This window comes from Planococcus sp. ISL-110, from assembly GCF_018613575.1.
In the GTDB taxonomy this organism is placed as follows: Bacteria; Bacillota; Bacilli; order Bacillales_A; family Planococcaceae; genus Planococcus.
In genome coordinates, this window is sequence record NZ_JAGGPX010000008.1 from 75597 (window position 1) to 100152 (window position 24556).

Consider the following 24556-nt stretch of genomic DNA (forward strand, 5'->3'; position numbering starts at 1 on the left):
TCCAGAAAAATCTGGAGCGGCTTTTATCTATTTTAAAGGGTGTCACTAGCAAATGACGCTTTGTCCGCTTTTCGGGAAATCACTTTGACCATATGGTGGAAAGGCTCACCGATAATGGTCCACGGTTCGGAAATGGAATAGCCGAGGCGTTTGTACAGGCGGATGGCACCTTCTTTATCGATGTCGACATTCAGCGAAAGTTTGCCGCCTCCTTGAGAAAGAATCAGCTCTTCTGCAAAATCGAATAGCTTGGAGCCGATTCCTTGCCCCTGACAGGCTGGATCGACTGAAACGGTATCGATATACCATTCATCAGTATGGGCTTCAGGTTCAATTGTCCGATAATGCCCCTGCTTTTTGAGCTGTTCAATTAAAAAGCGGTCCAGGGCTGCGGCTTGATTGCCATGATAAAGCACCAAGGCACCGGCAATAGCCCCATTTACTGTGGCGGTATAAGTATAGCGGTGGCTATGGCGTGTGTGTTCCCCGCGGATCATACCCACTACTTTTTCCAGTACAGCTGCCGGCTCTTTTTGCGCCGTCATATGGTCAGCGATGTCGCCGATTGCATTGATAATAAGCGGTGCGATTTTTTCTGCATCTTCCGAACGCGCTTGTCGTATAATGACATCCATTGGGTGTTCCTCCTATTTGCTTGCGTTAATTCTACTGTGACTGAAATAATGAAAGAAGTAAATACTATTGAATGGAAGAGGGTTGCCTATACACATTGCTTCGCCCAACCCTACGCGACGTCAGCTGCATGACCCGCATCCTGCGGGCCCGAAAGCGGAGTTGATTTGCGGAATATCAGTAGGCGAAGATCATCAGTTCAACTTATATAGTTGGAATTACAAAAAACGAGTATATGAAGGAGAGAATGGATATGGCATTGCATAGTTTTCATTTAAAGGCGGATTGGCCTGGTCTCCGCAACGATGTGGGAGACATTGAAGTCGGCAGTTTAAAGACCCGAATTTCAATTCCTCCTGAAATGGATGGTCCGGGAATTGGCACGAATCCGGATGAGATGCTGCTGGGGGCTGCGGCGACCTGTTACATCATTACGCTTGCCGCTATGATGGAACGCAGCAAATTGGAAAAACAATCGCTGACGATGGAATCAGAAGGCATTGTGGAAGTGGAAAAAGGTGTCATTACCTATAAGCGCATCATCCATAAACCCACAGTGGTGCTGAAAGCTGACGCTTCGGAAAAGGACTTGTCATTGGCGCAGAAACTGGCCGAAAAAGCTGAAAGTTCCTGCATGATCACACGTGCAATCAAAGGCAATGTGGAAATTGAATTGCAGGCGGATATCAGAACGGAACTTTAAATTTCTTCAACTTACTTCATCCATTTCAAAAATGGATGAATTTTTTTGTTTGGGCGGTCTTAAAAACGAGCATTTTCTTTACACGAAGTGTGATAGACTCTAAATATTAAAAATTCAGTATTGTTTAGGAGTATCCAATATGCGGAATCTATCGCTTCAAGCGAAAATTATTTTATTGAGTATGTCACTCATCCTATTTGTCACCATTGTTTTTGGAGGAATTGTCATCTATAACGAAATTGGCGACACCAAAGAAAATGTCGGCACGCGTGCATTGGAAACCGCAATCGGCATTTCCGTGATGCCAAGTATCGTTAAAGCAATGGATGATCAAAATCCGGAAGATAGCATACAGCCTTTAGCTGAATATATGAGAAGGCAAGTTGGAGCGGAATTTATTGTAGTTGGAAATAAAGAAGGAATTCGTTATTCTCACCCCAATCCTTTGCAAATCGGCAAAAAAATGGTCGGGGGCGACAATGACCGGGCATTGGCAAACGCCGAATTTTATACATCTGAAGCCCGGGGTTCACTGGGTCCGAGTTTGAGGGGGAAAGCCCCAATCTTCGATGGCGATGGCAATGTAGTGGGATTAGTGTCGGTTGGTTATTTGCTGGAGGATGTTCAACAGTTGATCATCGGGAAAACTTTAGAGCTGCTGCAGTTCGTGTTGCTGGCATTGGCGATCGGGATAATCGGCAGCATCCTGCTGGCCAGGAATATCCGGAAAGAAACAATGGGGCTGGAGCCGCGAGAAATAGCGGCAATGTACCGGGACCGTGAAGCCTTGCTTTCTTCAATAGTCGAAGGGGTGGTGGCCATTGACAATCAAGGGAAAATCACAGAAATCAATCAATCTGCAGAAAGGATGCTTGGACTTACGCAAGCTTCGATCAATTCCGATATTGCTGAAGTCATACCCCAATCAAAAATGAAAGAAGCCCTGCAATCCGAGAGAACAGTCCGCAACGAGGAAATGTTGATCGGCAATAAGGTGCTTATCATCAACCGTACGCAAATCACGCATGAAGGCCAAATCGTTGGCGTGGTTTCAACTTTTCGTGAGAAAACGGATATTCAGGAAGTATTAGAGACTTTGTCGGAAATCCAGCAGTATTCAGAAGGGCTGCGGGCTCAAACCCATGAATATTCCAATAAGCTGTATGCGATATCAGGATTGCTGCAGCTTGGACAAAAAGAGGAAGCCATTGACTTGATTCAACGGGAAACCCGGATTCACGAAATCCAGACAAAACATATGCTGGACCATATTCAGGATAAAAAAGTTCAGGCCATTTTACTTGGCAAAATGGGAAAGGCTTCTGAAAACAAAGTAAACCTGATAATTGATGAAAATAGCTCACTAGAGGCACTCCCGGAACATTTCGATATTGCCAAGCTGATTCATATTTTAGGGAATCTGATAGACAATGCGATTGAAGAAGTAGCGCAGCAACCTACCAAAGAGGTATCCTTTTTTGTCACCGATTTGGGCCGTGATTTGGTCATTGAAGTAGAAGACACCGGCCGTGGCATTCAGTCTGAGCACATGAAAAACTTATTCAATCTGGGTTTTTCAACAAAGCTTGGGAAAAAAGACAGAGGCTATGGACTGGCAATTGTGCAGCAAGCAGTTGAGGAATTGAAAGGGACGATAGAAGTCGATTCGGAATTGAAGCGAGGCACCGTCTTCACAGTCTTTTTGCCGAAATAGGAAAGTAGGGAGATATGAATGATACACGTATATATTGCCGAAGATGATTTTCGTGTGGCAAATATCCATGAACAATTCCTGCAGAAAATCCCCGAAGTGAATTTACTCGGGAAAGCAGGCAACTGCAAAGAAACCTTAAAAGCGGTAAAAAAGCATAAAGTTGATTTGGTCATTCTGGACAACTATATGCCCGATGGCTTAGGCATCGATTTGATTGATGATATCCGTGCAGCGAGCCCCCACACCGACATTATCCTGGTATCAGCTGAAAATGATAAGGCATATGTTGAAACGGCTATCCGCAAAGGTGTAAAAGGCATCATCATCAAGCCGGCTACCTTGGAAAGGTTTGTTTCGACAATCATTAAATATATAGAAAATAAAAAAACGCTGCAAAACACCAGCGACATTGATCAGCATTTTCTGGATGATTTCTTTGGTGTTGAGCTTATTCAAAAACCAGTCGCTGGGGCAAAGGGAATCGATCCACTGACCTTGCAGAAGGTTAGAGAGGTGTTAACGGGACAACCATTGGGCATCACTGCTGAAAAAATGGGAGAGCAGATGGGTGCTTCCCGAACGACGGCCCGCCGTTATTTGGAACATCTTGTGGCCATTGACGAATGTTTTGCTGAATTGGCGTATGGGATTGTCGGAAGGCCAGAACGGCATTATTATATGAAAAAAGACTGATTCCAGCAATCAGTCTTTTTTTTTTTGCGTGAACTTTATGAACAAAAAGCATTCTAAACTCTTTATACAACTTATTTTGCAAACGGTTACATTCTGAAAATTCAAAGTTATACTCAGGTTAATTAAAAAACACGAGGAGGAAATTAAATGAAAAAGACTATGCTTACAACTATTTTAGCTGCCAGTGCTTTAGTATTCGCTGGATGCAACTCGGAAGAATCCACGAACGGGGAAACAGGTGAAAGTGGAGCGTTTGAACCTTCACAAAACATCGAAATGGTAGCACCCGCAGGAGCAGGTGGCGGCTGGGACACAACGGCCCGTGAAGTGGCAAGGGTCTTCGGAGAAACAGGAATCCTTGAAGAGAATATGACAGTCGTCAATAAAGAAGGTGGCGGAGGCGCGATTGCCTGGGCTTACATTCATGGACAAGATGACAGTCCTTACAATTTGTTTGTGTCATCTCCTCCATTGATGTTCGTCCCTTTAAATGGACAATCCGAGTTTGGCCATGAAGACTTTACACCATTAGCCAATATGATTGCAGATTACGGTGCTTTTGCGGTAAGCGCAGACAGCGAATGGGACGACTTGAATAGCTTGTTCGACCAGATGAAAGAAGATCCTGAAAGTGTGACGGTCGTCGGAACATCCGCACCAGGCAGTATGGATCACATGCAGTTTGTCCGCATCGCAAAAGCGGCAGGTGTTGACCCGACAAAGATCAAGTATGTGTCCGACCAGGATGGCGGGGCATTGACTTCAGTTTTGAACGGATCGGTTGATGTATTTTCAACAGGCGTAGGTGAAGTGGTTGAACAAGTGCGTGCTGGAAACATCAAAATTCTCGGCATAACAGCTGAAGAACGTTTGGAAGGTGAAGTTCTTTCAGACTTCCCTACAGCCATTGAACAAGGGATTGATGAAAGCTTCATCAACTGGCGTGGATTCTTTGGACCGCCAAACATGGACCCAGCGGCAGTAGAGTTTTACGAAGCGAAATTCCAGGAACTGAGTGAATCTGAAGAATTTGCTGAAGTGCGTAAGAAATATGGATGGAACGAAATGTACATGAATTCGGAAGAATATGAAGAGTTTCTGAATGCTGAGTATGAAGAAATCGAAATACTATTGGAAGAAATAGGTTTAGGAAACTAAAAGAAGCAGAAACCGAATAGTCATTATTCGGTTTCTCTCTTTTCAGTCTGAAGGAGGCGTTCCATTTGCTGTCAACAATAAATCAACGAATCGGTCTTATCCTATTTATCATTGCAGCCATTTACTTGTTCTTGAGCTTTCAGCTGCCCAATTATCCGTATGCTCCTATAGATGCAGATGTTATCCCAAAAGGCTTGGGTGTACTGATGCTTGTCCTTTCAGCTGCTTTGTTTTTCTCTAGAGTTATTGAGACTGAAGCTGAAAAAGAGAAGCGCAACATTCCAAAGAAAGAATTGCTGGTGTTATTGGCTGTCTTTGCGATGATTTTCTTCTATATTCTATTATTTGAACTAATTGGGTTCATCATTATGACAACTGTGTTTATTTTTTTCAGTTCCTGGTTTTTGGGTTATACCAAATGGAAAACAAATATCATCGTTTCAATTTTATTTCCTTTGGGCATGTACGCGATTTTTGTTTTTGCGTTAGGAATCTCGCTGCCTAGAGGCATTTTACCAATATAGGGGGTGTGGATTTTATGAATGCTTTTGACGGAATGATAACAGGTTTCCAAGTCGCTTTAAGCTGGGAAGGCATCTTGTTTGTTTTAATCGGTGTAATCGTAGGTACACTGATCGGGATGATGCCTGGCCTGGGACCAATCAGCGCCATCGCGATTATGATCCCCATCACATACGGAATGGATCCGGCACCGGCACTGGTAATGATGGCTGGTGTTTATTATGGAGCGGTATTTGGTGGATCGACCTCTTCAATCCTATTGAACGCTCCAGGAATATCAGGTACCGTTGCAACTGCTTTTGATGGTTATCCAATGGCCCAGCAAGGCAAGGCAGGGAAAGCGCTGGCTATCGCAGCGATAGCTTCATTCTTTGGTGGGACGGTATCGGTCATCATGCTGATGCTGTTGGCACCTGCTTTATCCAGTGTGGCAATTTCCTTTGGGCCACCCGCCTATTTCGCTTTGATGCTGATGGGGCTGACGGCCATCTCAAGTTTATCTGAAGGTTCTACTATAAAAGCCATGATATCTGCTGTAGCCGGAGTGATGGTTGTTACTATAGGGATTGACCCACAAACCGGTACACAGCGATTTACTTTCGGAAATGTAAACTTGTTTGATGGATTTGACTTTTTGATTATTGCACTTGGCTTGTTCGCCATTGCAGAAGTATGTATGCTGGTCCTCAACCGAAAAAATCGCAGTTTGAGTGATGACCAAAAGCTTGGAAGTCTGAAGGTAACACGAGCAGACTTGAAAGAGATGAGCGGTCCGATGACGCGCCAATCATTTGTTGGATTCATCCTGGGTGTATTGCCTGGAGCAGGTGCAACAATCGCTTCGTTCATCAGTTATATTTTCGAAAAACGGATTTCGAAAAATCCAGAGGAATTCGGAAAAGGATCCATTAAAGGATTAGCTGCTCCAGAAAGTTCCAACAACGCAGCAACAAGTGGCGCATTTGTGCCGCTGCTGAGTCTTGGTATCCCAGGTTCAGGAACAACAGCAGTCATGTTGGGAGCATTTCTGGTACTAGGCGTCCAGCCGGGTCCGCTTTTGATGACTGACCGTCCTGAAATCTTTTGGGGAATTATTGCAAGTATGTACTTAGGGAATATTTTTCTTTTGGTCTTGAATTTGCCCCTTATTCCATACCTGGCTAAAATCCTAAGTATTCCAAGACCTTTATTGATTTCATTGGTCATTATGTTCAGTTTGATCGGCGTCTATTCAATCAGCTTTAATGTGTTTGACCTCTATATGCTGCTTGTTTTTGGGGCATTGGGTTTTGCTATGCGGGTCTTTTCTTTTCCGGCTCCTCCGTTTATCCTGGCATTCATCCTGGGTGGCATGATGGAGCAGGCGTTCAGACAATCTATGACGATTTCAAATGGCAACTTAGCGATTTTTGTCAACAGCCCATTGCCTTTGTCGTTAATTCTCATTGCCTTCTTGTCGCTTGTTATACCGGGTCTTCTGAAATGGAGAGGCCGTCGCAGGCTGGCTAAAATGTAAGGAGGAGATCGTGTGAGTTTTTCTGGACTTCGACCATGGCTCTTAGCATGCCGCTGTTGGGTTTAGCTGCGTTCGGTCTCTTCTGTACGGATATGGGAGCTGCCTATTCGCTCCAACAGCAATCAACACTGCTGCTATTGGGGATTGCAATCTATTTCTGGACACTCAGTCCATTGCCAGTAGCGGCATCAAGCTTGTTGCTGATTGGGTTGATGCTGTTGTTCGGTATTGTAGAGGAGCCGGAAGAAGCCTTCAGGGGATTCCTGACGAATGCTCTTTACTTTATCTTAGTGCTGTCCCTTATTTCTGCCGCTTTAGTGAAAGCGGGAGTGGATGGGGTATTTGCCCATATCATCATAAAATTCAGCAGAGGCGGAATCCGGGCAATTTTACTCGGTCTGCCTCTGCTTATTTTATTTATGCCCGTCCTCCTACCGTCAGCCGTCGCACGGTTTCGTATACTCGAACCGATTATTGAACAGGTAAATGGGCGTTTTGGTTTTGGACAGCAAAGCCTGTTTCGCAAATACTGCATGTATGTGATCGGAATGCTCAATCAGAATTCGACAATGATTGTATTTACCGGCGGCGGATTTCCGATTCTGGCAGCGCAATTGCTGAAGGACTTTGGGGGCATCGAGATTTCATGGCTGGGGTGGTTTTTGCGCATTGCCCCTCCTTTATGGTTGGCGATGCTGCTTGTAAACTTTGGGGTCTGGTGTTACTTTAAGTGGAGCAGTGCTCCTCTAGTCGTTGTTCATCTGAAAATTCCGGAAATGGAGGATGGTGCACTTCCGCCAAGGTTTTGGTGGATCATGCTGCCTTTTGGCATCATGATCGTTAGTTGGATTGTCCTGGACCACCAGCAGGTTCCCCTGGTTTTGGCGCCGCTTCTATTGGTTGGCTACTATGCTATGCCGACCAATAGTCTGATAACGAATAAAACAGTGAGAAATTATGATTGGGAAACTTTTCTGCTTCTTGGCTCATCGTTTTCTCTGGGGTATATAATTGAAGAGAACGGGACTGCGTTTGTGCTCGCTGAACAGTTGATGGGTTTTCTGCCGGATGGGCTTGGTGATTTTGGGAATATGGTCTACATCGCTTGTTTTATCTTTGTCCTCCGCTTCCTGTTTGTCGTTCCTTCCACTTCAATGATCATTATTTTTCCTATCATTATGAACTACGCAGATATTCTGGAGTTGTCTGTCATGTCTTCTGCATTTTTAGTCATTATGATTATCGGTGGTGTCACCATTTTGCCAATCCACTCACCCACGACATTTCTGGCCTTTCAAAAAAACGCATTTTCCTTAAGGGAACAACTCATCGTCGGTGGCTATTCAAGTTTTGTCATTACTGCCATCGCAATTATTTGGGCATTGTTCGTTTGGCAATAAACGAAATTGTAAGAGAGTACAAGAAAGCTGAACCGGAGTGCAGTATATTCACAGCAGGATAGTGCTTATTCCACTAAGCAATGCCCCATATGTAATCTATCCTTGTGGAGAGCAATTTTTTTAATGTGTTTACCTCTATATATACGGGGTAGGGTACTTATAGAGCCAAAAAATAAGAGGAGGAATAATAGTATGTTTAATTACACGGTAGATACATCCAAAACAGTGAGTGAAGCCGTAGAGGCGTTAGAAGAAAATTTAAAGGCGGAGAAATTCGGAGTACTATGGAATTTCGACTTAACGGCAAAACTTCAGGAAAAAGGAGAAGATTTCGATACCCCCTATACTATTTTAGAGGTATGCAATCCAAAAGAAGCAAACCGTGTGCTGTCGGAAAATCTGATGATCGGTTATTTCCTGCCATGTAAAATCGTCGTCTATAAAGAAAGCGATGGAGTAAAAATTGGGATGCCAAAGCCCACTGCATTGATCGGCATGGTGGAAGATCAGAATATCAAATCGATTGCTGAAGACATTGAAGAACGTTTAATCAAATGTATTGATCAGTCTGCGTAGAAATAAGTAGAAAGCTCAGTTTCAATGGTTGCTGTCTGGAACACTCTCTATTGCAAGCTAATGTATTGACTTAATACCCTTGGGGGTATAATATAAGGGTAAGCAATATATCCTTTGTATTATAGGAGGCAGAATGAAGATGAAATACGATAAACTCGTCGAGAACCGATTGAAAAGAATAGAAGGCCAGCTTCGCGGTGTTATCAAAATGGTTGAAAATGATGGGGAGTGCAGAGACGTAGTCATGCAGCTGTCCGCAGTAAGAAGTGCGGTTGACCGAGCCATTGGTGTTATTGTCAGTGATAACCTGGAAACATGCGTACGTGAAAGCATCGAAAAAGGTGAAAGTACCGAAGGTATGGTAAAAGAAGCTGTAGATTTACTTGTGAAAAGCAGATAAAAAGAAATTTTGTTTGACAAGTAAAAAGATATGCTTTAGTATACCCTGTAGGGTATAAAGAAAGTGCGGCGCCACTATAAAACGCTATTTTTTTTCGTAAAAAAATATACCCCTGTGGGTAATATAAAATGGAGGCAATAAAATGGCACAAGAGCAAAAGAAAACAACGATCGTATTATTCAGCGGTGATTATGACAAGGCGATGGCAGCTTATATCATTGCCAATGGTGCTGCAGCATACGATCACGAAGTGACAATCTTCCATACATTCTGGGGATTGAATGCATTACGGAAAGAAAACCCGCCAGCGTTGAAAAAAGGGCGTCTGGAAACCATGTTCGCGAAAATGATGCCAAGAGGCGCAGATAAACTTGGTTTATCGAATATGCAGTTTGGCGGAATGGGACCTAAAATGATCAAGACGGTTATGAAAAAGCATAACGCATTAACTTTACCGCAATTAATTGAAATGGCAGAAGAGCAAGAAGTTAAAATTATCGCTTGCACAATGACGATGGATCTTCTTGGTTTGCAAAAAGAGGAATTGCTTGATGGCATTGAATACGCAGGTGTTGCTGCTTATCTTGGAGATGCGGAAGACGGCAACGTTAACTTATTCATTTAATTGGATATAAAGTGGAAGGGATAGGTGCAGCATGGAATGGATCATCTGGATTCTGATTGGAGCTGCTGTTCTTTGGATAGCATATCGCTTCACTTCTCCAGCTAAAGGAATCGAATCAATTTCTACCGAAGAAATGAAAACGCAGCTAGGCAAAAAAGATAAGCAGTATATCGATGTGCGGACACCGGCAGAATTTAAAGGGAATCACATTAAAGGTTTTAAAAACATCCCATTAAATGAATTGCCGAAACGCATGAATGAATTGTCAAAAGATAAAGAGGTACTGGTCATTTGCCAAAGTGGCATGCGCAGCAGCAAAGCCAGCCAATTATTGAAAAAGAATGGATTTGCCGCTATAACAAATATCAGAGGCGGCATGAGCAACTACCGCAGATAAAGGAGAGATCTACAATGAAAACAATGACAACTCAGCAAGTTCAGGAATTAGTGGAAAGCAACCAACCCACCAACTTGATCGATGTTCGGGAAACGAATGAAGTGGCAGCGGGGAAAATTCCGGGCGCCATCAACATTCCTTTAGGATTATTGGAATTTCGGATGAGTGAACTCGATAAATCAACGGAGTACATTATGGTATGCCGTTCAGGTGGACGCAGTGGACAAGCAACGCGGTTTCTTGAAAATCAGGGATACACAGTCACCAATATGGATGGCGGAATGCTGGATTGGGACGGCCAAACAAACTAATATCCTGTTAACGAACAGGCAGAACTCCAAGGAGGAACTTAAATGGTACAGACAGATTTAACATTAGATGCAAAAGGGCTGGCATGCCCTATGCCAATCGTCAAAACAAAAAAAATGATGAAAACGATGGATTCAGGCAAAGTGCTGGAGATTTTGGCAACCGATAAAGGATCAACAGCCGATCTTCAAGCATGGGCAAAAAGTTCGGGACATCTATACATCGGAACTGAAACGGAAGGGGATCTTTTGCGCCATTTTCTTCGGAAAGATGGAGCTGGAGCTCCTGAAGAAACTATTACTATACCGGAAATCCCGCTGGCTGATTTCTCCCAAAAGGTTGAAGGCAATGAGCGTATGACGATTTTGGATGTCCGGGAAAAAGATGAATTCGAAGAAGCGCACATTCCAGGAGCAATCCATATCCCTTTAGGCGAAGTGGATACGCGGATGGATGAGTTGAAAAAAGAAGAAGCGATCTATATCATTTGCCATTCTGGCAGAAGAAGCGGCATCGCAGGAGATATGATGGCCAAAAAAGGATTTGGCAGCCTTTACAACGTAGTACCTGGCATGAACAATTGGACAGGGAAAACGGAATAAAATTTTTTTAAAAAAATATACCCTTGGAGGTAATTTTAGAATGACTGTAACAGCAATGAAAGCAAGTGAAGTTGCAAAAAAAGTAGTGAATAACGAGCCATTGTTCATCCTGGATGTACGAAATGGTGATGCCTTTGCGGATTGGAAAATCGAAGGCGGAAATATCCAATACTTGAATACTCCTTATTTCGATTTATTGGACGGCGTCGAAGAAGTGGTTTCAGACCTGCCGGCAGATAGAGATGTCCTGGTAGTCTGTGCAAAAGAAGGCTCTTCTGTCATGGTAGCGGAAATGCTGTCAGAAGAAGGCGTTCATGCAGCTTATCTTGAAGGCGGTATGAAAGCCTGGAGTGAGCACCTGGAACCAGTGAAAGTCGGTGAGTTGCGTAACGGTGGCGAATTGTATCAATTTGTCCGTCTTGGCAAGGGATGCCTTTCGTATATGGCCATCTCTGATGGGGAAGCCGCTGTTATTGATGCAACCCGTATGGCAGATATCTTCTTGGACTTCGCGCAGGAAAAAGGCGCAGCAATCAAGCACGTATTTGATACTCATTTGCATGCCGATCACATTTCAGGAGGACGTGCGATTGCAGAAGCAACGGGCGCAAGCTATTACTTGCCGCCAAAAGATGCTGAAGAAGTAGTATTTGAATATGAGGACCTGGAAAATGGCTTGGAAATAGCGATTGGAAGCTCGAAAATTGAAATTGAAGCTCTTTATTCACCAGGGCACACGATTGGTTCTACGTCATTCATCGTGGACCAGAGCTATCTGATGACTGGCGATATTCTGTTTATTGACTCGATTGGGCGTCCAGATCTTGCAGGTCTTGCGGATGACTGGGTAGGCGATTTAAGAGAATCCCTTTACACACGCTACAAAGATCTGGCAGACGAGCTTGTTGTTTTGCCGGCCCATTTCATGATCATTGAAGAGTTGAACGAAGATGGCAGTGTCTCCAAAAAGCTGGGTGACCTGTTCGCGGAAAATCATGGTCTGAATATTGCAGACGAACAGGAGTTCCGTGACATGGTCACGAAGAACCTGCCGCCGCAACCGAATGCATATCAGGATATCCGCAAAACGAACATGGGTAAAATTACACCGGATGAAGAAGTGCAGCGCGAAATGGAAATTGGACCAAACCGCTGTGCAGTACGTTAAGTAAATAAGTAAATAGTAATAAAGTAAAATAGAGATAATTTTAAAGGAGAGATTTTGATGAACGCAGATAAAGTATTGGACGCAAAAGGGCTGGCATGCCCAATGCCAATCGTAAAAACAAGAAAAGAAATGAAGGCAATGGAAAGTGGACAGGTTCTTGAAATCCTGGCAACTGACAAAGGCGCGAAAGCGGATTTGGCAGCTTGGGCTAAATCAGGCGGCCACGAGCTGATGGATTCACAGGAAAATGGCGATGTCTTTTCATTCTGGATCAAGAAAGGCTAAGAGCTGGATGGAAGGGCATCGCTATGATGCCCTTTTCCCTTTTAGAAAGGTAAAATAAAATGAGTATGGACTTTATCATTGTCATTTTTATCATCGGCTTTATAGGTTCCTTTGTTTCAGGGATGGTAGGAATCGGCGGATCGATCATCAAGTATCCGATGCTGCTCTATATACCGGTGATGCTGGGTTACACGGCATTCAGTGCCCATGAAGTATCAGGTATCAGCGCCATTCAGGTCTTTTTCGCGACCATCGCTGGTGTTTGGGCCTACCGTGGCAGCGGCTATTTGAATAAAACCCTGATCGTTTATATGGGTGGTGCCATTTTAGTGGGGAGTTTTATCGGCGGCTACGGTTCGACTTTACTGTCTGAGCAGGCCATCAATATTGTCTATGCGGTACTGGCGACCATAGCGGTTATTATGATGTTCATGCCGAAAAAAAGCGTCGATGACATCCCGCTTGACCAGGTTACCTTCAATAAACGGCTGGCAGCAGGTTTGGCATTCATTGTCGGTATTGCCGCTGGAATCGTTGGAGCAGCCGGTGCCTTTATACTGGTGCCAATCATGTTGGTTGTATTGAAAATACCAACCCGGATGACCATCGCGACTTCGCTTGCGATTACGTTTCTTTCCTCCATCGGTGCGACAGTCGGTAAAATCGTCACCGATCAGATTTTGTATGGACCAGCAGCAGTCATGATTGTTGCAAGTATACTGGCAGCGCCTCTTGGGGCGAAGCTGGGGCAAAAAATGAACACGCAATACCTGCAATGGATTCTGGCTTTGCTGATTTTAGGGACAGCCATTAAAATCTGGGCAGATATTCTGTAATGCGAAAAAAGAGGGCGCCTTGTTAAAAGGCGTCCTCTTTTTTTTATCTGCCAGTGCTTTGTGCGCTTATTTTTTCAATCCGGTCGGATGGATAGGTATAGTTTCCAGTCCGCTCGATTTGAGCCACTTCATACATTGCCAATGCCACGTTTCTTGCTTCAACTGGTTTGTATTTTTTCATTTTTCCTCTCAGCAATTTGCTGATGGCCGGGCTTAGGACCGTAGCTGCTTTTTCACCAAGCCGGAATTCCTGGCGATCTCCAAGCAGCAAAGAAGGCTGGAATATGTGCAGCGCAGTCAATCCGACTTTCTTCAGGCGCACCTGCAATTGTCCTTTGATGCGGCTGTAGAACATTTTTGATTCAGCGTCCGCGCCCAAGGCCGTAATAATCAGAAAGTTCTTTGCCTGTTGGGACTTTGCCATTTCAGCCATCCTTAAGGGATACTCATAATCGACTTTTTTGAAGTCATCCTGTGATCCGGCTTTTCTGATGGTGGTGCCGAGACAGCAATAGACATCATCGACATCAAAGTGCTTGGCGTAATGGTCCAGCTTATCGAAATCCGTGATCACCTGTTCGAGTTTTTCATGTTCCATGTCCAATGGACGGCGAACTAGGATTTTCACCCCTCTGTAATGAGGGCTGTCTAAAAGGATATGGAGCAATTCGTTGCCGACAAGTCCGCTCGCACCTGCCAGTAAAGCAGTTTTGTTGTTCATAGTGAACGACTCCCTTTTCTTTGACTTCTTTCTGTTAAAACCTACTATACCCCAATATGCAGGGAATTGTCTTTTTGCTTTGAATCTTTGGCTGAAAGAGTACAATAAGAGTAAGAACGAAAGGAAAGGAAGAAGCGCATGAAACCAGTGATAGTCGCTGAAAAACCGAGTCAGGCCAAAGCCTATGCAGAAGCGTTCAAAACTATTAAACGTGACGGCTATATTGAAGTTGCACCTGATGCGATTTTTCCGCAAGGTGCCTATATCACATGGGGCATCGGACACCTTGTGGAATTAAAAGAACCAAAGGCCTATGATCCGAAATGGGGCAGGTGGTCACTGGCTGCGCTGCCGATTTTGCCGGATACCTACCAGTTCCAGGTGGCGAGAGGCAAGGCACAGCAATTTGGCATCATTAAGAAATTGATTTTTCAAACCGATACGGTCATCAACGCCTGTGACGTTGACCGGGAAGGGTCCAATATATTCTATAGCATCTATTACCAGACGGGTGCCAAAAACAAGAAGATTCAACGGTTATGGATCAATTCACTAGAAGCCGATGAAGTCAGGAAAGGTTTTCAGGAGCTTCGGGACAACCGGCAGGACCTGCTATTGTACCAGGAAGCCAAAGCCCGCCAAATCAGCGATTGGCTGGTTGGCATGAACGGATCCCGCTTGTATTCGCTACTGCTTCAGGAAAAAGGCATTCGCGAAGTCTTTGCCATTGGCCGTGTCCAGACGCCGACTGTATTTCTAATCTATCAGCGCGAAAAAGAAATTGAAGCGTTTGTTCCGGAGCCTTTTTATGAAATCGAAGGCGTTTTTGACGCGGAAAAAGACCGCTACAAGGGCAAGGCGAAGCTCCGTGCAAAAGAGTGGAAAGAAGCGGAAGAGCTCTTGGCTAAACATGCCATTGCCGCCAAAGAAGAAGGCATCGTGGCACAGGTCAAGACCACAGAAAAGCGCACACCGCCGCCACAGCTTCATTCCTTATCAACTTTGCAGGCAGCAGCCAACCGAAAATGGAAATACAGTCCGGCTAAAGTTTTGTCTGTCATGCAGGGATTGTACGAAAAAAAACTTGTCAGCTACCCAAGAACCGATACCCAGCACATTACGCCGGGCGAGTTCAGTTATTTGGCCGGGCAAGTTGAAAAATACCAGCAGCTGATCAACGCGCCGTTCCCGATTTCTTCCAAAGCTCCAAAAAAGCGGTTCGTGGACAGCTCTAAAGTCCAGGAACATTACGCCATCATACCAACAAAAACCATACCGACAGCCAGAAAACTGGAGGGGTTGGCAAAAGACGAGCGCAATTTATATGAAGAAGTATTGCGGACAACATTGGCGATGTTCCATAAAGATTACCGATATGCCGAAACCAAGGTGACGACAGACGTCAAAGGGCTGGCGTTTTTCACAACTGGCAAAACCGAACTTGAAAAAGGCTGGAGAGAGCTATTTCCTCCAGCCAAGGAAGTAAAGCAGGAGCCCTCTTTGCCTGAGTTGCGCGAACAGGAACGGGTGAAAAGCAAGATCGACATAAAAGAAAGCATGACAATGCCGCCAAAACCCTATACGGAGGGTCAGTTGATCGCCATGATGAAGACCTGTGGGAAGTTTGTCGAAGATGTGGAAGACACCGAGATCCTCAAGGAAATTGAAGGGCTTGGAACGGAAGCGACAAGAAGCGGCATTATCGAAACAATCAAACGCCATGGATACATTTCAGTCACCAAAAATATCGTTTCGATTACGGCAAAGGGGCGAATCCTCTGCCAATCGATCGAAGGAAACTTACTGTCCAGCCCATCGATGACCGCAAAATGGGAGACTTATTTGAAGAAAATCGGCAAAGGTGAAGGTTCAGCGGAAGTCTTTCTGGCGACCATCGCCAAGTTTATCCAGAAACTGCTCGATGAAGTGCCGGAGCAAATGCAGAGAAACGGCTTGCCGGAACAGATGCTGACGCCAGACGGCAAGGACGAAATCGCTCCGTGTCCGCGTTGCAAGACTGGCATGATCGTGTCACGAAGAGGCTCTTACAATTGCACAGAACACGCCAACGGCTGCAAGCAATCCTTTCCCGCTACTTTTTTGAAAAAGCGGTTGACGGCCAAGCAGATCGAGTACCTGTGCACAAGAGGGAAGACGCCGATCATTAAAGGCTTTGTTTCAAAGAATGGCAAGAAATTCAATGCCAAGCTGGTGCTGCAAGACGGTAAGTTAAAAATGGAGTTTTAAAATTATTGCTATATAAGTTGAACTAATTATTTATAATAGGTACTACTCTGCTGCGGATATTCCGCAAACCAGCTCCGCTTTCGGGCACACAGGAAATAGCACCTGCAGTTTCAGAAGCTTGATTGGTTGCAATGACCCGTGCCTTTCTTTAATAATGAAAACCGAAGGCAAAGCAAAACATCCAAGCGAAAGGGAGTTTCGTATGAAATATAATTTTGATGAAATTGTCAACAGAAGAGGCACTTACTCCATGAAATGGGATGGAGGAGAACTGATCAAGCAGTTTGGACTGACGGAAAGATACGATGAAGAAACCATTCCGTTATTTACTGCCGATATGGATTTACCGGTTCCCCAACCATTAGTTGAAGCTTTACATAAAACAGTGGACCATCGGATTTACGGGTATTCGGTTTTTCCGGATGAGTATTTTGATGCTATCCAATCATGGCTGCAAAAACGGCATGGCTGGAAAGTGGAAAAAGAGCAGATTGTCTACAGCCCGGGAACCGTTCATGCATTGAATATTGCTGTTAAGGCATTTACAAATTTGGAAGAAGGCATTATCATCCAACGTCCAGTTTATCCTCCTTTCACTTCAGTGATTGAAGGAAATGGCCGGAAAGTAGTGAATAACGCGCTGAAAATAGATGACGTTGGCTATTACTCAATCGATTTCGAGGATTTTGAAGCGAAAGCAAAAGATGACAATACGACAATGTTCATCTTGTGCAATCCGCATAATCCGACAGGGAGAGTTTTCAACGAAGAAGAGCTGAAAAAAATGGCTGCTATCTGCCATGAGAACAATGTATTGATTGTAGCCGATGAAATTCATGGAGATTTGCTTCGCCGCGGAAAGCATTTTATTCCGATGGCCAAAGCAGCCAATCAGATCGATCACATCATTACCTGCACAGCCATCAACAAAACCTTCAATGTTGCGGGGTTGCATTGTACCAATGTCATCATCACAGACGAAGAGCTGCGGACCAAGTTCGCCACAGAAATGGGCATGCAATTAGCATCTCCATTTGCCATTGCGGCTTTGATTGCGGTCTATAACGAAGGCGAAGACTGGCTGGAACAGCTGACCGATTATGTTGATGGAACAATGGTTTACATCAAAGAGTTTTTGGCTGAAAATATGCCTGAAGTGAAGGTATCCATTCCTGAAGGGACGTATATCATGTGGCTGGATTTTAGTGGCTACGGGATATCAGCAAAAGATATTCATGACCGCATATACAATAAAGCGAATGTCTTGCTGGAGGACGGTAGTATGTTCGGCGAAGAAGGGGAGTTCTACCAACGGATCTGTACACCTTCTCCGCGTCCGCTCATTCAGGAGGCAATGGAAAGAATAGCTGCTGAATTTGAAGATATCTCCCAAAAGCAGTTGGTGGAAAAATCGGACAATCAATAAGTTATCTGAAATAGCTCGCAGTTTAATTTTTATAAGTTCTTTACCTTCAGTTTGAGGTTTAGTATAATATAAGGACTTGGAAAACAGTAGCGTTTCCGACTTGGTATAAAATTCCATTCATCGATTATGAACGATGTCCATATGACATTTAATTTTATATCTTGGTTAAATATTTCAGACAATAGAGCTGATATAAAAGCCGAAAAGAATGCCTTGAACAGAGGCGTTTCTTTTCGGCTTTTTCTATTTCTGAAAAAGAAGGGAAGCGATTTTTTATGTATTACTTCGTGGATCACAAGAAAAAGAAGATTCATCAACGGCAATTTGCAGGAGACCGGTGCGGATTTGTAGAAACGCCTGTGGAAAAAAGAGAATTTACTGATCGTGCTGACTATATCGAACAGCTGGAGGAAAAGGATTCGTATGAATTTTGTCCCCATTGCCAACAGGTTCAAATCATTAGCTAGAAAAGCTTTTGCCTAACATTTAATGCGAAGGAATGAACGGTTAAGCTCTATACAAAAAAACAGAGACAGCTCAAATTACTTGAGTCTGTCCCTGGTCCGAGAAGTCAGCTGAGAGCTGGCTTCTTTTTGTTATTTAGCGATTCCCAGCAGCACGACAATATAACCTTTGTCCGTGATGAAGTTCCAGTCAAGAAAGACTTCCATAATTGGCTGCTTCAAAATGGCTTCAATGCGTGTCTGCAATAATAATCTGCGTTCCAAAGGACGCTTGACCAATTTCAATTCTTCAATAAAGCCTCCACGGATCAGCTCTTTTTCGATTTCGACAAAAATTCCCGACCGTTCGATCAATAGTGTGCGGTTGTTTAACCAGTACAACTCAGTCGATTCGGGTGTTTTTTGAGCTTTTCGGCTGGCCTCGTTCACTTCATTACGAACGCTCTCCACTTCAATGTCCGAGTCCCATTCAAACTCTTCGGCTGGCGACTTGTCAGCCATGACAGCCAAAATCATGCCTGTCTGATCGTCTAAGTTCCAGTCTGCGTAGACATTTTCGACTTCCAGTTTTCCGATTTTCCATAAATCCAATTTGATATCCGAGGCCAACTGATTCATCAGCAGGTCCCGCGTCTCCAGAACTCTTCGGTATTCCTGCTGTCTCAGCAGGATTTTTTCAGTAGGAGCCAAAAATCCGCGAAGATGGATGGAGATAAAAGGCGGTTTCACTGTGACGAATACCGATGTAGGGCCTTTTCCAAAATGGTCGCGCAATAAAGTGGAAATATAGCTGCCGACTTTAGTGTGTATTGTTTTTTCATTAGACATGATTAGGTCTCCTTTTAGTCATAGCTGCGGTCAATTTGGACTGCCAGCTTACAATGGTGCATATCCCTTTGCGCTCCATTTACTTAGTGGAGAAAGATCACCCAATCCTGCAACCAGAGAATAGCTTCAGTAAAAGACATCCAGCTTAATGGGCTTAATTATAAGGGGTTTTCGCTATTATATAAAGAAATGAACAAAAGATATTGAGGTTTTGATATTTGATTTATTTAGCAACAATAAGAAATGTGTGTAAAAAGAAGTAGTCCAATGGAATTAGACTGCAGGTTTTTCCTGCTGTTTTTTGTTTTGTACCGGTACAATAAGGGTATTATTTGGAAAAAAACTGCAATGGACTTGATTCGTCTTAAAACAGCCCATCCAACGCGAGAGGAGTATTCCATGCCTTCACATACGGTCAAAACTACTGACTATACAAAAGAAAGAAACCGGAGAGTCCATGCCAAAAGGAATGTCTGGTCAGGACTCTTATTTGGAATCGGCTTAGTGGCTTTCATAGATGAAGCGGTATTTCATCAACTGCTGCATTGGCATCATTTCTATGATAGGTCTACAACGGACGCCGGATTGGTTTCAGATGGTTTTTTTCATGCCTTCAGCTGGTTTGCGACCGTAGCTTCTTTGTTTCTTTTGGCCGACCTTCAGCGGCGCAAAGCCTGGTGGCCGAAGCGATGGTCAGGCGGCGTGCTGCTTGGCGCTGGAGCTTTTCAGCTTTACGACGGCGTCGTTTACCATAAACTATTGGCGCTTCATCAAATCCGTTACGGAGTGGATTTGCTGCCATACGATCTTACCTGGAATATAACAGCAGTGATTTTGCTGTTGATTGGCCAGATTCTGCTTTGGCAAACCCCGAACATACCAAAGCCCAATGGCCATCGGGAGTAAACCATCAGTTCACCAGATCATCTATAATAGGAGGTGCGCTCCACACTGGGCAAAGCCGAGTGGAATGCATATTTCATTTTTCATACTTGCCTTTTAATGGCACAAACAATACTTCATTCAATAGGGTGCTGTGCATCTTGCCCGTATCGTCTTTTTCAATCAATCGTAATTCCTGGCTGAAGGAACTGCCAACGGGAATGACCATCTTTCCGCCTCTATTCAATTGCTCAAGCAACTCTTTTGGCACTTCAGAAGCAGCGGCCGTGACCATGATCCGATCAAAGGGAGCTTGCTTTTCCCATCCCTCACTTCCATCACCCAACTTAAAATGGATGTTGTGGAATTCTAATTGGTCCAGCCGTTCTTTTGCGCGCTTCTGCAATTCTTCAATCCGCTCGATAGTGTAGACAGACCCAGAAAATGCCGCAAGCAAAGCGGTTTGAAAACCTGAGCCGGTCCCGAGTTCCAACACTTTCTGCCCGGGCTGAAGATCGAGTGCCAGTGTCATTTCGAGAACCAGAGATGGCTGTGAAATGGTTTGTTCAAATCCAATAGGCAGGGCTTGGTCGAATGTGGCCAGGTCTTTGTTGGAGTCCATGAAAAATCTGCGGTCCATCTGTTTAAAGTAGGAAATGATTTCTTTTCTTTGGCTCTTCATTTTATACACCTCTTTCTTTTAGAGTAGTTTGCCAAACGACAGAACTGAGCCATGCATTTTCCGTGGAGTCTTGTTACATTAATTTTAAGGAAATAACAGCAAACTGTATAGTAATTGCTACGGAATTTAGGGAGAAAGAAGAAAGGGTGATGATGGTGGATTTTCAGCAGATGGCCATTGATGAAATTGAAGAAGGCCTGCATCAAAATGATGGCCGATTGGAACTTGCCACTTTTGGAATGGGGTGCTTCTGGGGACCTGAGGCGCGCTTCGGCGGCATGCCGGGAGTAGTCAGAACCTGTGTCGGTTTCGCGGGTGGAAAAGAGCCAGCCCCCACATACAGGGAGATGGCTGACCATACAGAAACAATCCAAATCCAATTCGATCCATTGGTGATCAGTTATGCGGATGTGCTTCGGGAATTTTGGCAGAATCATTACCCGAACCGCGGTAATTATAAAGGGAGACAGTATATTTCTTTATTGCATTATCATACAGACCAGCAGCGCCAGACGATTGAGGCCATCCAAAAAGAAATGGAAGCGCAATTGGGTGAGGCCATCGAAACGGAAATTTCGCCCTTCAGCGAGTTTACTCTAGCCGAAGAACGCCACCAAAAATACTATTTGAAAAGATATCCGAAAGCATTGGAGCAGTTGTCAGGACTTTATCCGGAAAAAGAAATGCTGGTGGGCTCGACTTTCGCTGCACGATTAAACGGATTTGTGAAAGGCTACGGGACGAAAGACAGTTTGCGGGAAGAAATAGCACAATGGAGCATAGGAGAAATAGAAAAGGACTTTTTGACTAAGCTCTTTTCAAAAATGAAGTGGTAAAAACATAGAAAAGCTTTGCTTCAGGTAAGCCTAAAGAGTCAGGAGGAATATCATGGATTTACTTCCGACAGACCATGTGGAGATTGTCATCCGTCTGCTGGCAGCCGCTTTTTTAAGCGGCCTGATCGGCATTGAAAGAGAAGCGAAAGGCCAGCCGGCAGGCCTTCGAACGCATTTGCTGGTCGGAATAGGGTCGTGCCTGATGATGATTTTATCGATAACCGGTTTTGATTCCTTTATCAATAGCGAGAACAGCACCATCCGCTACGATCCGGCACGTATTCCTTCTTATGTTATCAGTGGCATCGGTTTTTTAGGCGCGGGGACAATCATTGTCCAACGCGGCTCTGTTAGGGGACTGACAACAGCGGCTTCAGTGTGGGTTGCAGCCGGCTTAGGATTGACTATTGGGGCCGGGATGTATTTTTCTGCGTTTTTGACAACCGCCATTGTTTTATTGACGCTTTATAGATTGTACGAGATTGAGAACAAATTTTTCAAAAGTCGCCTGCAGAAAAATGTGGCTGTAACTGCCGAAGACCGGGAAACCCTGTTTTCTGAGCTGGTTGCTGTATTTGAAGAATTCCAAATGAACATTCATGAATTTGGGATCGAAAATGCTGTATCCTATGGCGATAAAAGTTTTTCGACCTTTAATTTTGTCGTCAGTGAGGGTGAAATCAACAATGAAATTAAGGTGGCCCAAAAATTGCAGTCCATTGAAGGGGGAACGAAAGTCATCATGTGAAGAACGGACAAAACACCGAATGAGCACCACATTCGGTGTTTTTGCCTTTCGCAATAAAGGAAATAGGAGTGAATGCATAGAACATAGTCTAGTAAGATGTTTTCGGGAGAAATAAAAAGAGGTGATGTCTAATGGATCAAACAACGCTGGTTTTGGCTTTGCTGCCGATTCTCATCATTCAACTTGCATTGATGATTTTCGCTTTGGTGGACTTGATAAAAAACCCCAATCCCAATGGTCCCAAATGGATGTGGGGCATACTCATTGTCGTCGTCAACATCATCGGGCCCATTCTATACTTCGTTATCGGGAGGAGAAACTATTGAGCATAGTCGAAGTGGAAAGACTGACGAAACGCTATGGACAGGAAAATGCCGTGGAGGAGCTTTCATTTGTCTTGGAAAAAGGTACTGCAACGGCTTTAATTGGCCCCAATGGAGCGGGAAAAACGACAAGCTTGTCGATGCTGGCTGATTTATTGTCTCCATCGAGCGGTACGATTACCATGGCTGAAGGGCTGACCATCGGTTTTCTTCCTCAGCATCCGCAATATTTTCCTTGGCTGACTGCGCTTGAATTTACGGAGATGGCTGCGAGACTTAGCGGCATCGAATCTAAAAAAGCGAAGCTGCAGTCAACACGCACCTTGGAATTCGTGGGACTTGAGGCTGCTGTGAATAAAAAAATCGGTGCTTTTTCAGGGGGAATGAAGCAACGTCTAGGCCTTGCACAGGCAATTGTCCATCAGCCAAAACTTCTGTTGCTGGACGAACCGATTTCAGCATTGGATCCGACCGGCCGCAGAGAAATCATGAATTTGCTGAAAACGCTGCAGCAGGATACAACCATCCTATACTCCACTCATATTTTAAATGACGCGGAAGAAATGACTGACCAGCTGTTATTTATGAAAGAGGGGCGTTTGATTGAACAGGGATCTTTGAATGATGTCAAGAATCGGCATGCTGCTCCACAGATCCGAATACGGTTTCCGGACCATAACCAAGCGGCAGAGTTTATTGGGAAACTGTCATGGGAGCATAAAATTAAAGGAGATACAGTATTTCTCCCTGTTTATAAAAACGGACCAAGCATGCAACAGGTTCTTCAAATCCTGGCCTCTGAAAAACAAGACATCCTTGGGATCGATTTTCAAACAGCATCTCTGGAAGAAATTTTTCTGAAGGTGGTTGCTGCCAAATGAAACAATTCAACATTCTCATGCAAAAAGAGTGGCGGGAAAACACACGGAATTATAAGATTTACTGGATACCTGCCATTTTCATTCTTTTAGGGATCACTGAGCCTGTGGTGAATTACTTCCTGCCGCAAATTCTTGAGGCATCCGGGGGTTTGCCGGAAGGGGCAGTGTTTGAAATGCCGGCGCCAACACCCGAACAGATTTTAACTGCAGTCATGGAACAATTTCAAACCATCGGAATGGCCGTGCTGATTCTGGCTTATATGGGAACCGTTGCTGGAGAAAGAAAAAGCGGGACAGCCACTTTACTATATGTGCGCCCGCTCTCTTTTCCGTTCTATTTTCTCAGCAAGTGGGTGATGGCATCTGCCATTTCTTTGTTAAGTGTTTGGTTCGGATTTCTAGGGGGATATTATTACACCTTAATATTTTTTGACAAAGTTGAATGGAGCAAGCTTCTGCAAATGGTTGGAACTTATAGCATCTGGGTGCTGCTCATCGTTTCCATTGTCGTGGCGGCGAGTGCTGCTATGCCGAACGGAGGATTGGCAGCGGCCGTTACATTTGCTGTCTATCTTGTTCTTCAATTAGGTGACGGTTTATTCGGAACGAATTGGTCCATTTCACCCGTAAAACTGCCTCAATATGCAGCGGCTTGGTTAAGTGGAAGTCCGGACAGCGCTAGCCTGGGTGGCGCAATCGGAGTTGCCGCTCTTCTCATTTTTGTTTTGTTTGTTTTTGGCAGCTGGGCATCCCGGAAAAACAAAGCGAAAACTAAAGTTTAGTCTGGAAATGTCTGTGCATGCGGAAAAAACTGCCGCTTCACCAGCGCGTCGAATCTAAACGGCTTCTGCCATCCCTTGGATAAGCCTTTTTTCAGTAATGGGCACAGGGCTTTAGCTATAAGTCAGTTCCTCTCTATGTCATATTTGCCTAAACTGAGGAAAAGTTTCTTCAGAACCTGCATCACCGCAAAAAAACGGG

29 protein-coding genes are annotated in these 24556 nt (G+C 44.4%); 25 read left to right on the forward strand and 4 right to left on the reverse strand.

The features are described 5' to 3' along the window. Positions 1–32 precede the first annotated feature (32 nt). Positions 33–635, reverse strand: a complete 603-nt coding sequence (locus J7I83_RS04940) for a GNAT family N-acetyltransferase (protein ID WP_215099573.1) — start codon at positions 633–635, stop codon at positions 33–35. Between the two features lie 251 nt (positions 636–886). Here J7I83_RS04940 and J7I83_RS04945 point away from each other — a divergent pair, with 251 nt between their 5' ends. The 16 genes from J7I83_RS04945 (at position 887) to J7I83_RS05020 (ending at position 13537) form a co-directional block, all read left to right on the forward strand. Beyond that, positions 887–1336: an OsmC family protein gene (locus J7I83_RS04945; protein ID WP_215099574.1), complete on the forward strand. Its 450-nt coding sequence runs from the start codon at positions 887–889 to the stop codon at positions 1334–1336. Between the two features lie 139 nt (positions 1337–1475). Beyond that, positions 1476–3050: an ATP-binding protein gene (locus J7I83_RS04950; RefSeq protein WP_215099575.1), complete on the forward strand. Its 1575-nt coding sequence runs from the start codon at positions 1476–1478 to the stop codon at positions 3048–3050. Positions 3051–3068: 18 nt separating this feature from the next. Continuing rightward, positions 3069–3743, forward strand: a complete 675-nt coding sequence (locus J7I83_RS04955; RefSeq protein ID WP_215099576.1) for a response regulator — start codon at positions 3069–3071, stop codon at positions 3741–3743. Positions 3744–3890: 147 nt separating this feature from the next. Continuing rightward, positions 3891–4901 (forward strand): tripartite tricarboxylate transporter substrate binding protein, encoded by a 1011-nt coding sequence (locus J7I83_RS04960; protein ID WP_215099578.1) that lies wholly within the window; start codon positions 3891–3893, stop codon positions 4899–4901. 65 nt (positions 4902–4966) lie between these two features. Continuing rightward, positions 4967–5425, forward strand: coding sequence for a tripartite tricarboxylate transporter TctB family protein (locus J7I83_RS04965; RefSeq protein WP_215099579.1), 459 nt, complete (start codon positions 4967–4969; stop codon positions 5423–5425). Positions 5426–5439: 14 nt separating this feature from the next. After that, complete coding sequence (locus tag J7I83_RS04970; protein WP_215099580.1) at positions 5440–6939, forward strand: tripartite tricarboxylate transporter permease; 1500 nt, start codon at positions 5440–5442, stop codon at positions 6937–6939. 35 nt (positions 6940–6974) lie between these two features. Beyond that, complete coding sequence (locus J7I83_RS04975; RefSeq protein WP_215099581.1) at positions 6975–8339, forward strand: SLC13 family permease; 1365 nt, start codon at positions 6975–6977, stop codon at positions 8337–8339. 192 nt (positions 8340–8531) lie between these two features. Then, positions 8532–8915, forward strand: a complete 384-nt coding sequence (locus J7I83_RS04980) for a DUF302 domain-containing protein (RefSeq protein WP_215099582.1) — start codon at positions 8532–8534, stop codon at positions 8913–8915. 139 nt (positions 8916–9054) lie between these two features. Further along, complete coding sequence (locus J7I83_RS04985; protein WP_191714934.1) at positions 9055–9315, forward strand: metal-sensitive transcriptional regulator; 261 nt, start codon at positions 9055–9057, stop codon at positions 9313–9315. Between the two features lie 142 nt (positions 9316–9457). Continuing rightward, the gene (locus tag J7I83_RS04990; RefSeq protein ID WP_215099583.1) at positions 9458–9940 is read left to right on the forward strand and encodes a DsrE/DsrF/DrsH-like family protein; all 483 of its coding nucleotides are present in this window, start codon (positions 9458–9460) and stop codon (positions 9938–9940) included. A 31-nt stretch (positions 9941–9971) separates the two neighbouring features. Then, a complete protein-coding gene (locus tag J7I83_RS04995) occupies positions 9972–10337 on the forward strand; it encodes a rhodanese-like domain-containing protein (RefSeq protein WP_215099585.1) in 366 nt (121 codons plus the stop codon). A 14-nt stretch (positions 10338–10351) separates the two neighbouring features. After that, positions 10352–10648, forward strand: coding sequence for a rhodanese-like domain-containing protein (locus J7I83_RS05000; RefSeq protein ID WP_215099586.1), 297 nt, complete (start codon positions 10352–10354; stop codon positions 10646–10648). 42 nt (positions 10649–10690) lie between these two features. Then, entirely contained in the window at positions 10691–11248 is a 558-nt protein-coding gene (locus J7I83_RS05005) for a sulfurtransferase TusA family protein (RefSeq protein ID WP_215099587.1), read from the forward strand. Between the two features lie 40 nt (positions 11249–11288). Further along, positions 11289–12416 carry an MBL fold metallo-hydrolase gene (locus tag J7I83_RS05010; protein ID WP_215099588.1) on the forward strand — a complete coding sequence of 376 codons (1128 nt, stop codon included), beginning with the start codon at positions 11289–11291 and terminating at the stop codon, positions 12414–12416. Positions 12417–12473: 57 nt separating this feature from the next. Beyond that, a complete protein-coding gene (locus J7I83_RS05015) occupies positions 12474–12701 on the forward strand; it encodes a sulfurtransferase TusA family protein (RefSeq protein ID WP_215099589.1) in 228 nt (75 codons plus the stop codon). 59 nt (positions 12702–12760) lie between these two features. Then, positions 12761–13537, forward strand: coding sequence for a sulfite exporter TauE/SafE family protein (locus J7I83_RS05020; protein WP_215099590.1), 777 nt, complete (start codon positions 12761–12763; stop codon positions 13535–13537). Positions 13538–13580: 43 nt separating this feature from the next. On the opposite strand, the gene J7I83_RS05025 is transcribed toward J7I83_RS05020, so the two are convergent. Beyond that, a complete protein-coding gene (locus J7I83_RS05025) occupies positions 13581–14258 on the reverse strand; it encodes an NAD-dependent epimerase/dehydratase family protein (protein ID WP_215099591.1) in 678 nt (225 codons plus the stop codon). 138 nt (positions 14259–14396) lie between these two features. On the opposite strand from J7I83_RS05025, the gene J7I83_RS05030 reads away from it, so the two are divergent. The 3 genes from J7I83_RS05030 (at position 14397) to J7I83_RS05040 (ending at position 18398) form a co-directional block, all read left to right on the forward strand. After that, entirely contained in the window at positions 14397–16505 is a 2109-nt protein-coding gene (locus J7I83_RS05030) for a type IA DNA topoisomerase (RefSeq protein WP_215099592.1), read from the forward strand. Between the two features lie 202 nt (positions 16506–16707). After that, entirely contained in the window at positions 16708–17931 is a 1224-nt protein-coding gene (locus tag J7I83_RS05035) for a MalY/PatB family protein (protein WP_215099593.1), read from the forward strand. A 275-nt stretch (positions 17932–18206) separates the two neighbouring features. Next, positions 18207–18398 (forward strand): hypothetical protein, encoded by a 192-nt coding sequence (locus J7I83_RS05040; RefSeq protein WP_215099594.1) that lies wholly within the window; start codon positions 18207–18209, stop codon positions 18396–18398. 129 nt (positions 18399–18527) lie between these two features. Here J7I83_RS05040 and J7I83_RS05045 read toward each other — a convergent pair whose 3' ends face one another. Further along, a complete protein-coding gene (locus tag J7I83_RS05045) occupies positions 18528–19223 on the reverse strand; it encodes a Na-translocating system protein MpsC family protein (protein WP_215099595.1) in 696 nt (231 codons plus the stop codon). 399 nt (positions 19224–19622) lie between these two features. On the opposite strand from J7I83_RS05045, the gene J7I83_RS05050 reads away from it, so the two are divergent. Continuing rightward, complete coding sequence (locus J7I83_RS05050) at positions 19623–20129, forward strand: DUF2243 domain-containing protein (RefSeq protein ID WP_215099596.1); 507 nt, start codon at positions 19623–19625, stop codon at positions 20127–20129. Positions 20130–20202: 73 nt separating this feature from the next. On the opposite strand, the gene J7I83_RS05055 is transcribed toward J7I83_RS05050, so the two are convergent. Further along, the gene (locus J7I83_RS05055; RefSeq protein ID WP_215099597.1) at positions 20203–20787 is read right to left on the reverse strand and encodes a protein-L-isoaspartate(D-aspartate) O-methyltransferase; all 585 of its coding nucleotides are present in this window, start codon (positions 20785–20787) and stop codon (positions 20203–20205) included. A gap of 149 nt (positions 20788–20936) precedes the next feature. Here J7I83_RS05055 and msrA point away from each other — a divergent pair, with 149 nt between their 5' ends. From msrA to J7I83_RS05080, 5 genes are all read left to right on the forward strand, one after another. After that, entirely contained in the window at positions 20937–21623 is a 687-nt protein-coding gene (gene msrA / locus J7I83_RS05060; RefSeq protein ID WP_215099598.1) for a peptide-methionine (S)-S-oxide reductase MsrA, read from the forward strand. A gap of 52 nt (positions 21624–21675) precedes the next feature. Continuing rightward, a complete protein-coding gene (locus tag J7I83_RS05065; RefSeq protein WP_215099599.1) occupies positions 21676–22371 on the forward strand; it encodes an MgtC/SapB family protein in 696 nt (231 codons plus the stop codon). Positions 22372–22502: 131 nt separating this feature from the next. Next, a complete protein-coding gene (locus J7I83_RS05070; RefSeq protein ID WP_215099600.1) occupies positions 22503–22697 on the forward strand; it encodes a PLD nuclease N-terminal domain-containing protein in 195 nt (64 codons plus the stop codon). Then, positions 22694–23575, forward strand: a complete 882-nt coding sequence (locus J7I83_RS05075) for an ABC transporter ATP-binding protein (protein ID WP_215099601.1) — start codon at positions 22694–22696, stop codon at positions 23573–23575. The genes J7I83_RS05070 and J7I83_RS05075 overlap by 4 nt, the downstream gene beginning before the upstream one ends. After that, complete coding sequence (locus tag J7I83_RS05080) at positions 23572–24357, forward strand: ABC transporter permease (protein ID WP_215099602.1); 786 nt, start codon at positions 23572–23574, stop codon at positions 24355–24357. Before J7I83_RS05075 ends, J7I83_RS05080 begins: the two co-directional genes overlap by 4 nt. Positions 24358–24556 lie beyond the last annotated feature (199 nt).

Excerpts from the sequence above, each read along its gene's own strand:
- J7I83_RS04985 (WP_191714934.1), top strand. The coding sequence starts at position 9,055 with ATGAAATACGATAAACTCGTCGAGAACCGATTGAAAAGAATAGAAGGC.
- J7I83_RS04975 (WP_215099581.1), top strand. The coding sequence starts at position 6,975 with ATGGCTCTTAGCATGCCGCTGTTGGGTTTAGCTGCGTTCGGTCTCTTC.
- J7I83_RS05025 (WP_215099591.1), bottom strand. The coding sequence starts at position 14,258 with ATGAACAACAAAACTGCTTTACTGGCAGGTGCGAGCGGACTTGTCGGC.
- J7I83_RS04990 (WP_215099583.1), top strand. The coding sequence starts at position 9,458 with ATGGCACAAGAGCAAAAGAAAACAACGATCGTATTATTCAGCGGTGAT.
- J7I83_RS05010 (WP_215099588.1), top strand. The coding sequence starts at position 11,289 with ATGACTGTAACAGCAATGAAAGCAAGTGAAGTTGCAAAAAAAGTAGTG.
- J7I83_RS04960 (WP_215099578.1), top strand. The coding sequence starts at position 3,891 with ATGAAAAAGACTATGCTTACAACTATTTTAGCTGCCAGTGCTTTAGTA.
- J7I83_RS05080 (WP_215099602.1), top strand. The coding sequence starts at position 23,572 with ATGAAACAATTCAACATTCTCATGCAAAAAGAGTGGCGGGAAAACACA.
- J7I83_RS04955 (WP_215099576.1), top strand. The coding sequence starts at position 3,069 with ATGATACACGTATATATTGCCGAAGATGATTTTCGTGTGGCAAATATC.
- J7I83_RS04945 (WP_215099574.1), top strand. The coding sequence starts at position 887 with ATGGCATTGCATAGTTTTCATTTAAAGGCGGATTGGCCTGGTCTCCGC.
- J7I83_RS05065 (WP_215099599.1), top strand. The coding sequence starts at position 21,676 with ATGGATTTACTTCCGACAGACCATGTGGAGATTGTCATCCGTCTGCTG.
- J7I83_RS04970 (WP_215099580.1), top strand. The coding sequence starts at position 5,440 with ATGAATGCTTTTGACGGAATGATAACAGGTTTCCAAGTCGCTTTAAGC.
- J7I83_RS05000 (WP_215099586.1), top strand. The coding sequence starts at position 10,352 with ATGAAAACAATGACAACTCAGCAAGTTCAGGAATTAGTGGAAAGCAAC.
- J7I83_RS05055 (WP_215099597.1), bottom strand. The coding sequence starts at position 20,787 with ATGAAGAGCCAAAGAAAAGAAATCATTTCCTACTTTAAACAGATGGAC.
- J7I83_RS05045 (WP_215099595.1), bottom strand. The coding sequence starts at position 19,223 with ATGTCTAATGAAAAAACAATACACACTAAAGTCGGCAGCTATATTTCC.
- J7I83_RS04995 (WP_215099585.1), top strand. The coding sequence starts at position 9,972 with ATGGAATGGATCATCTGGATTCTGATTGGAGCTGCTGTTCTTTGGATA.
- J7I83_RS04980 (WP_215099582.1), top strand. The coding sequence starts at position 8,532 with ATGTTTAATTACACGGTAGATACATCCAAAACAGTGAGTGAAGCCGTA.
- J7I83_RS04940 (WP_215099573.1), bottom strand. The coding sequence starts at position 635 with ATGGATGTCATTATACGACAAGCGCGTTCGGAAGATGCAGAAAAAATC.
- J7I83_RS05030 (WP_215099592.1), top strand. The coding sequence starts at position 14,397 with ATGAAACCAGTGATAGTCGCTGAAAAACCGAGTCAGGCCAAAGCCTAT.
- J7I83_RS05050 (WP_215099596.1), top strand. The coding sequence starts at position 19,623 with ATGCCTTCACATACGGTCAAAACTACTGACTATACAAAAGAAAGAAAC.
- J7I83_RS05015 (WP_215099589.1), top strand. The coding sequence starts at position 12,474 with ATGAACGCAGATAAAGTATTGGACGCAAAAGGGCTGGCATGCCCAATG.
- msrA (WP_215099598.1), top strand. The coding sequence starts at position 20,937 with ATGATGGTGGATTTTCAGCAGATGGCCATTGATGAAATTGAAGAAGGC.
- J7I83_RS05070 (WP_215099600.1), top strand. The coding sequence starts at position 22,503 with ATGGATCAAACAACGCTGGTTTTGGCTTTGCTGCCGATTCTCATCATT.
- J7I83_RS05005 (WP_215099587.1), top strand. The coding sequence starts at position 10,691 with ATGGTACAGACAGATTTAACATTAGATGCAAAAGGGCTGGCATGCCCT.
- J7I83_RS05040 (WP_215099594.1), top strand. The coding sequence starts at position 18,207 with ATGTATTACTTCGTGGATCACAAGAAAAAGAAGATTCATCAACGGCAA.
- J7I83_RS04950 (WP_215099575.1), top strand. The coding sequence starts at position 1,476 with ATGCGGAATCTATCGCTTCAAGCGAAAATTATTTTATTGAGTATGTCA.
- J7I83_RS05035 (WP_215099593.1), top strand. The coding sequence starts at position 16,708 with ATGAAATATAATTTTGATGAAATTGTCAACAGAAGAGGCACTTACTCC.
- J7I83_RS05020 (WP_215099590.1), top strand. The coding sequence starts at position 12,761 with ATGAGTATGGACTTTATCATTGTCATTTTTATCATCGGCTTTATAGGT.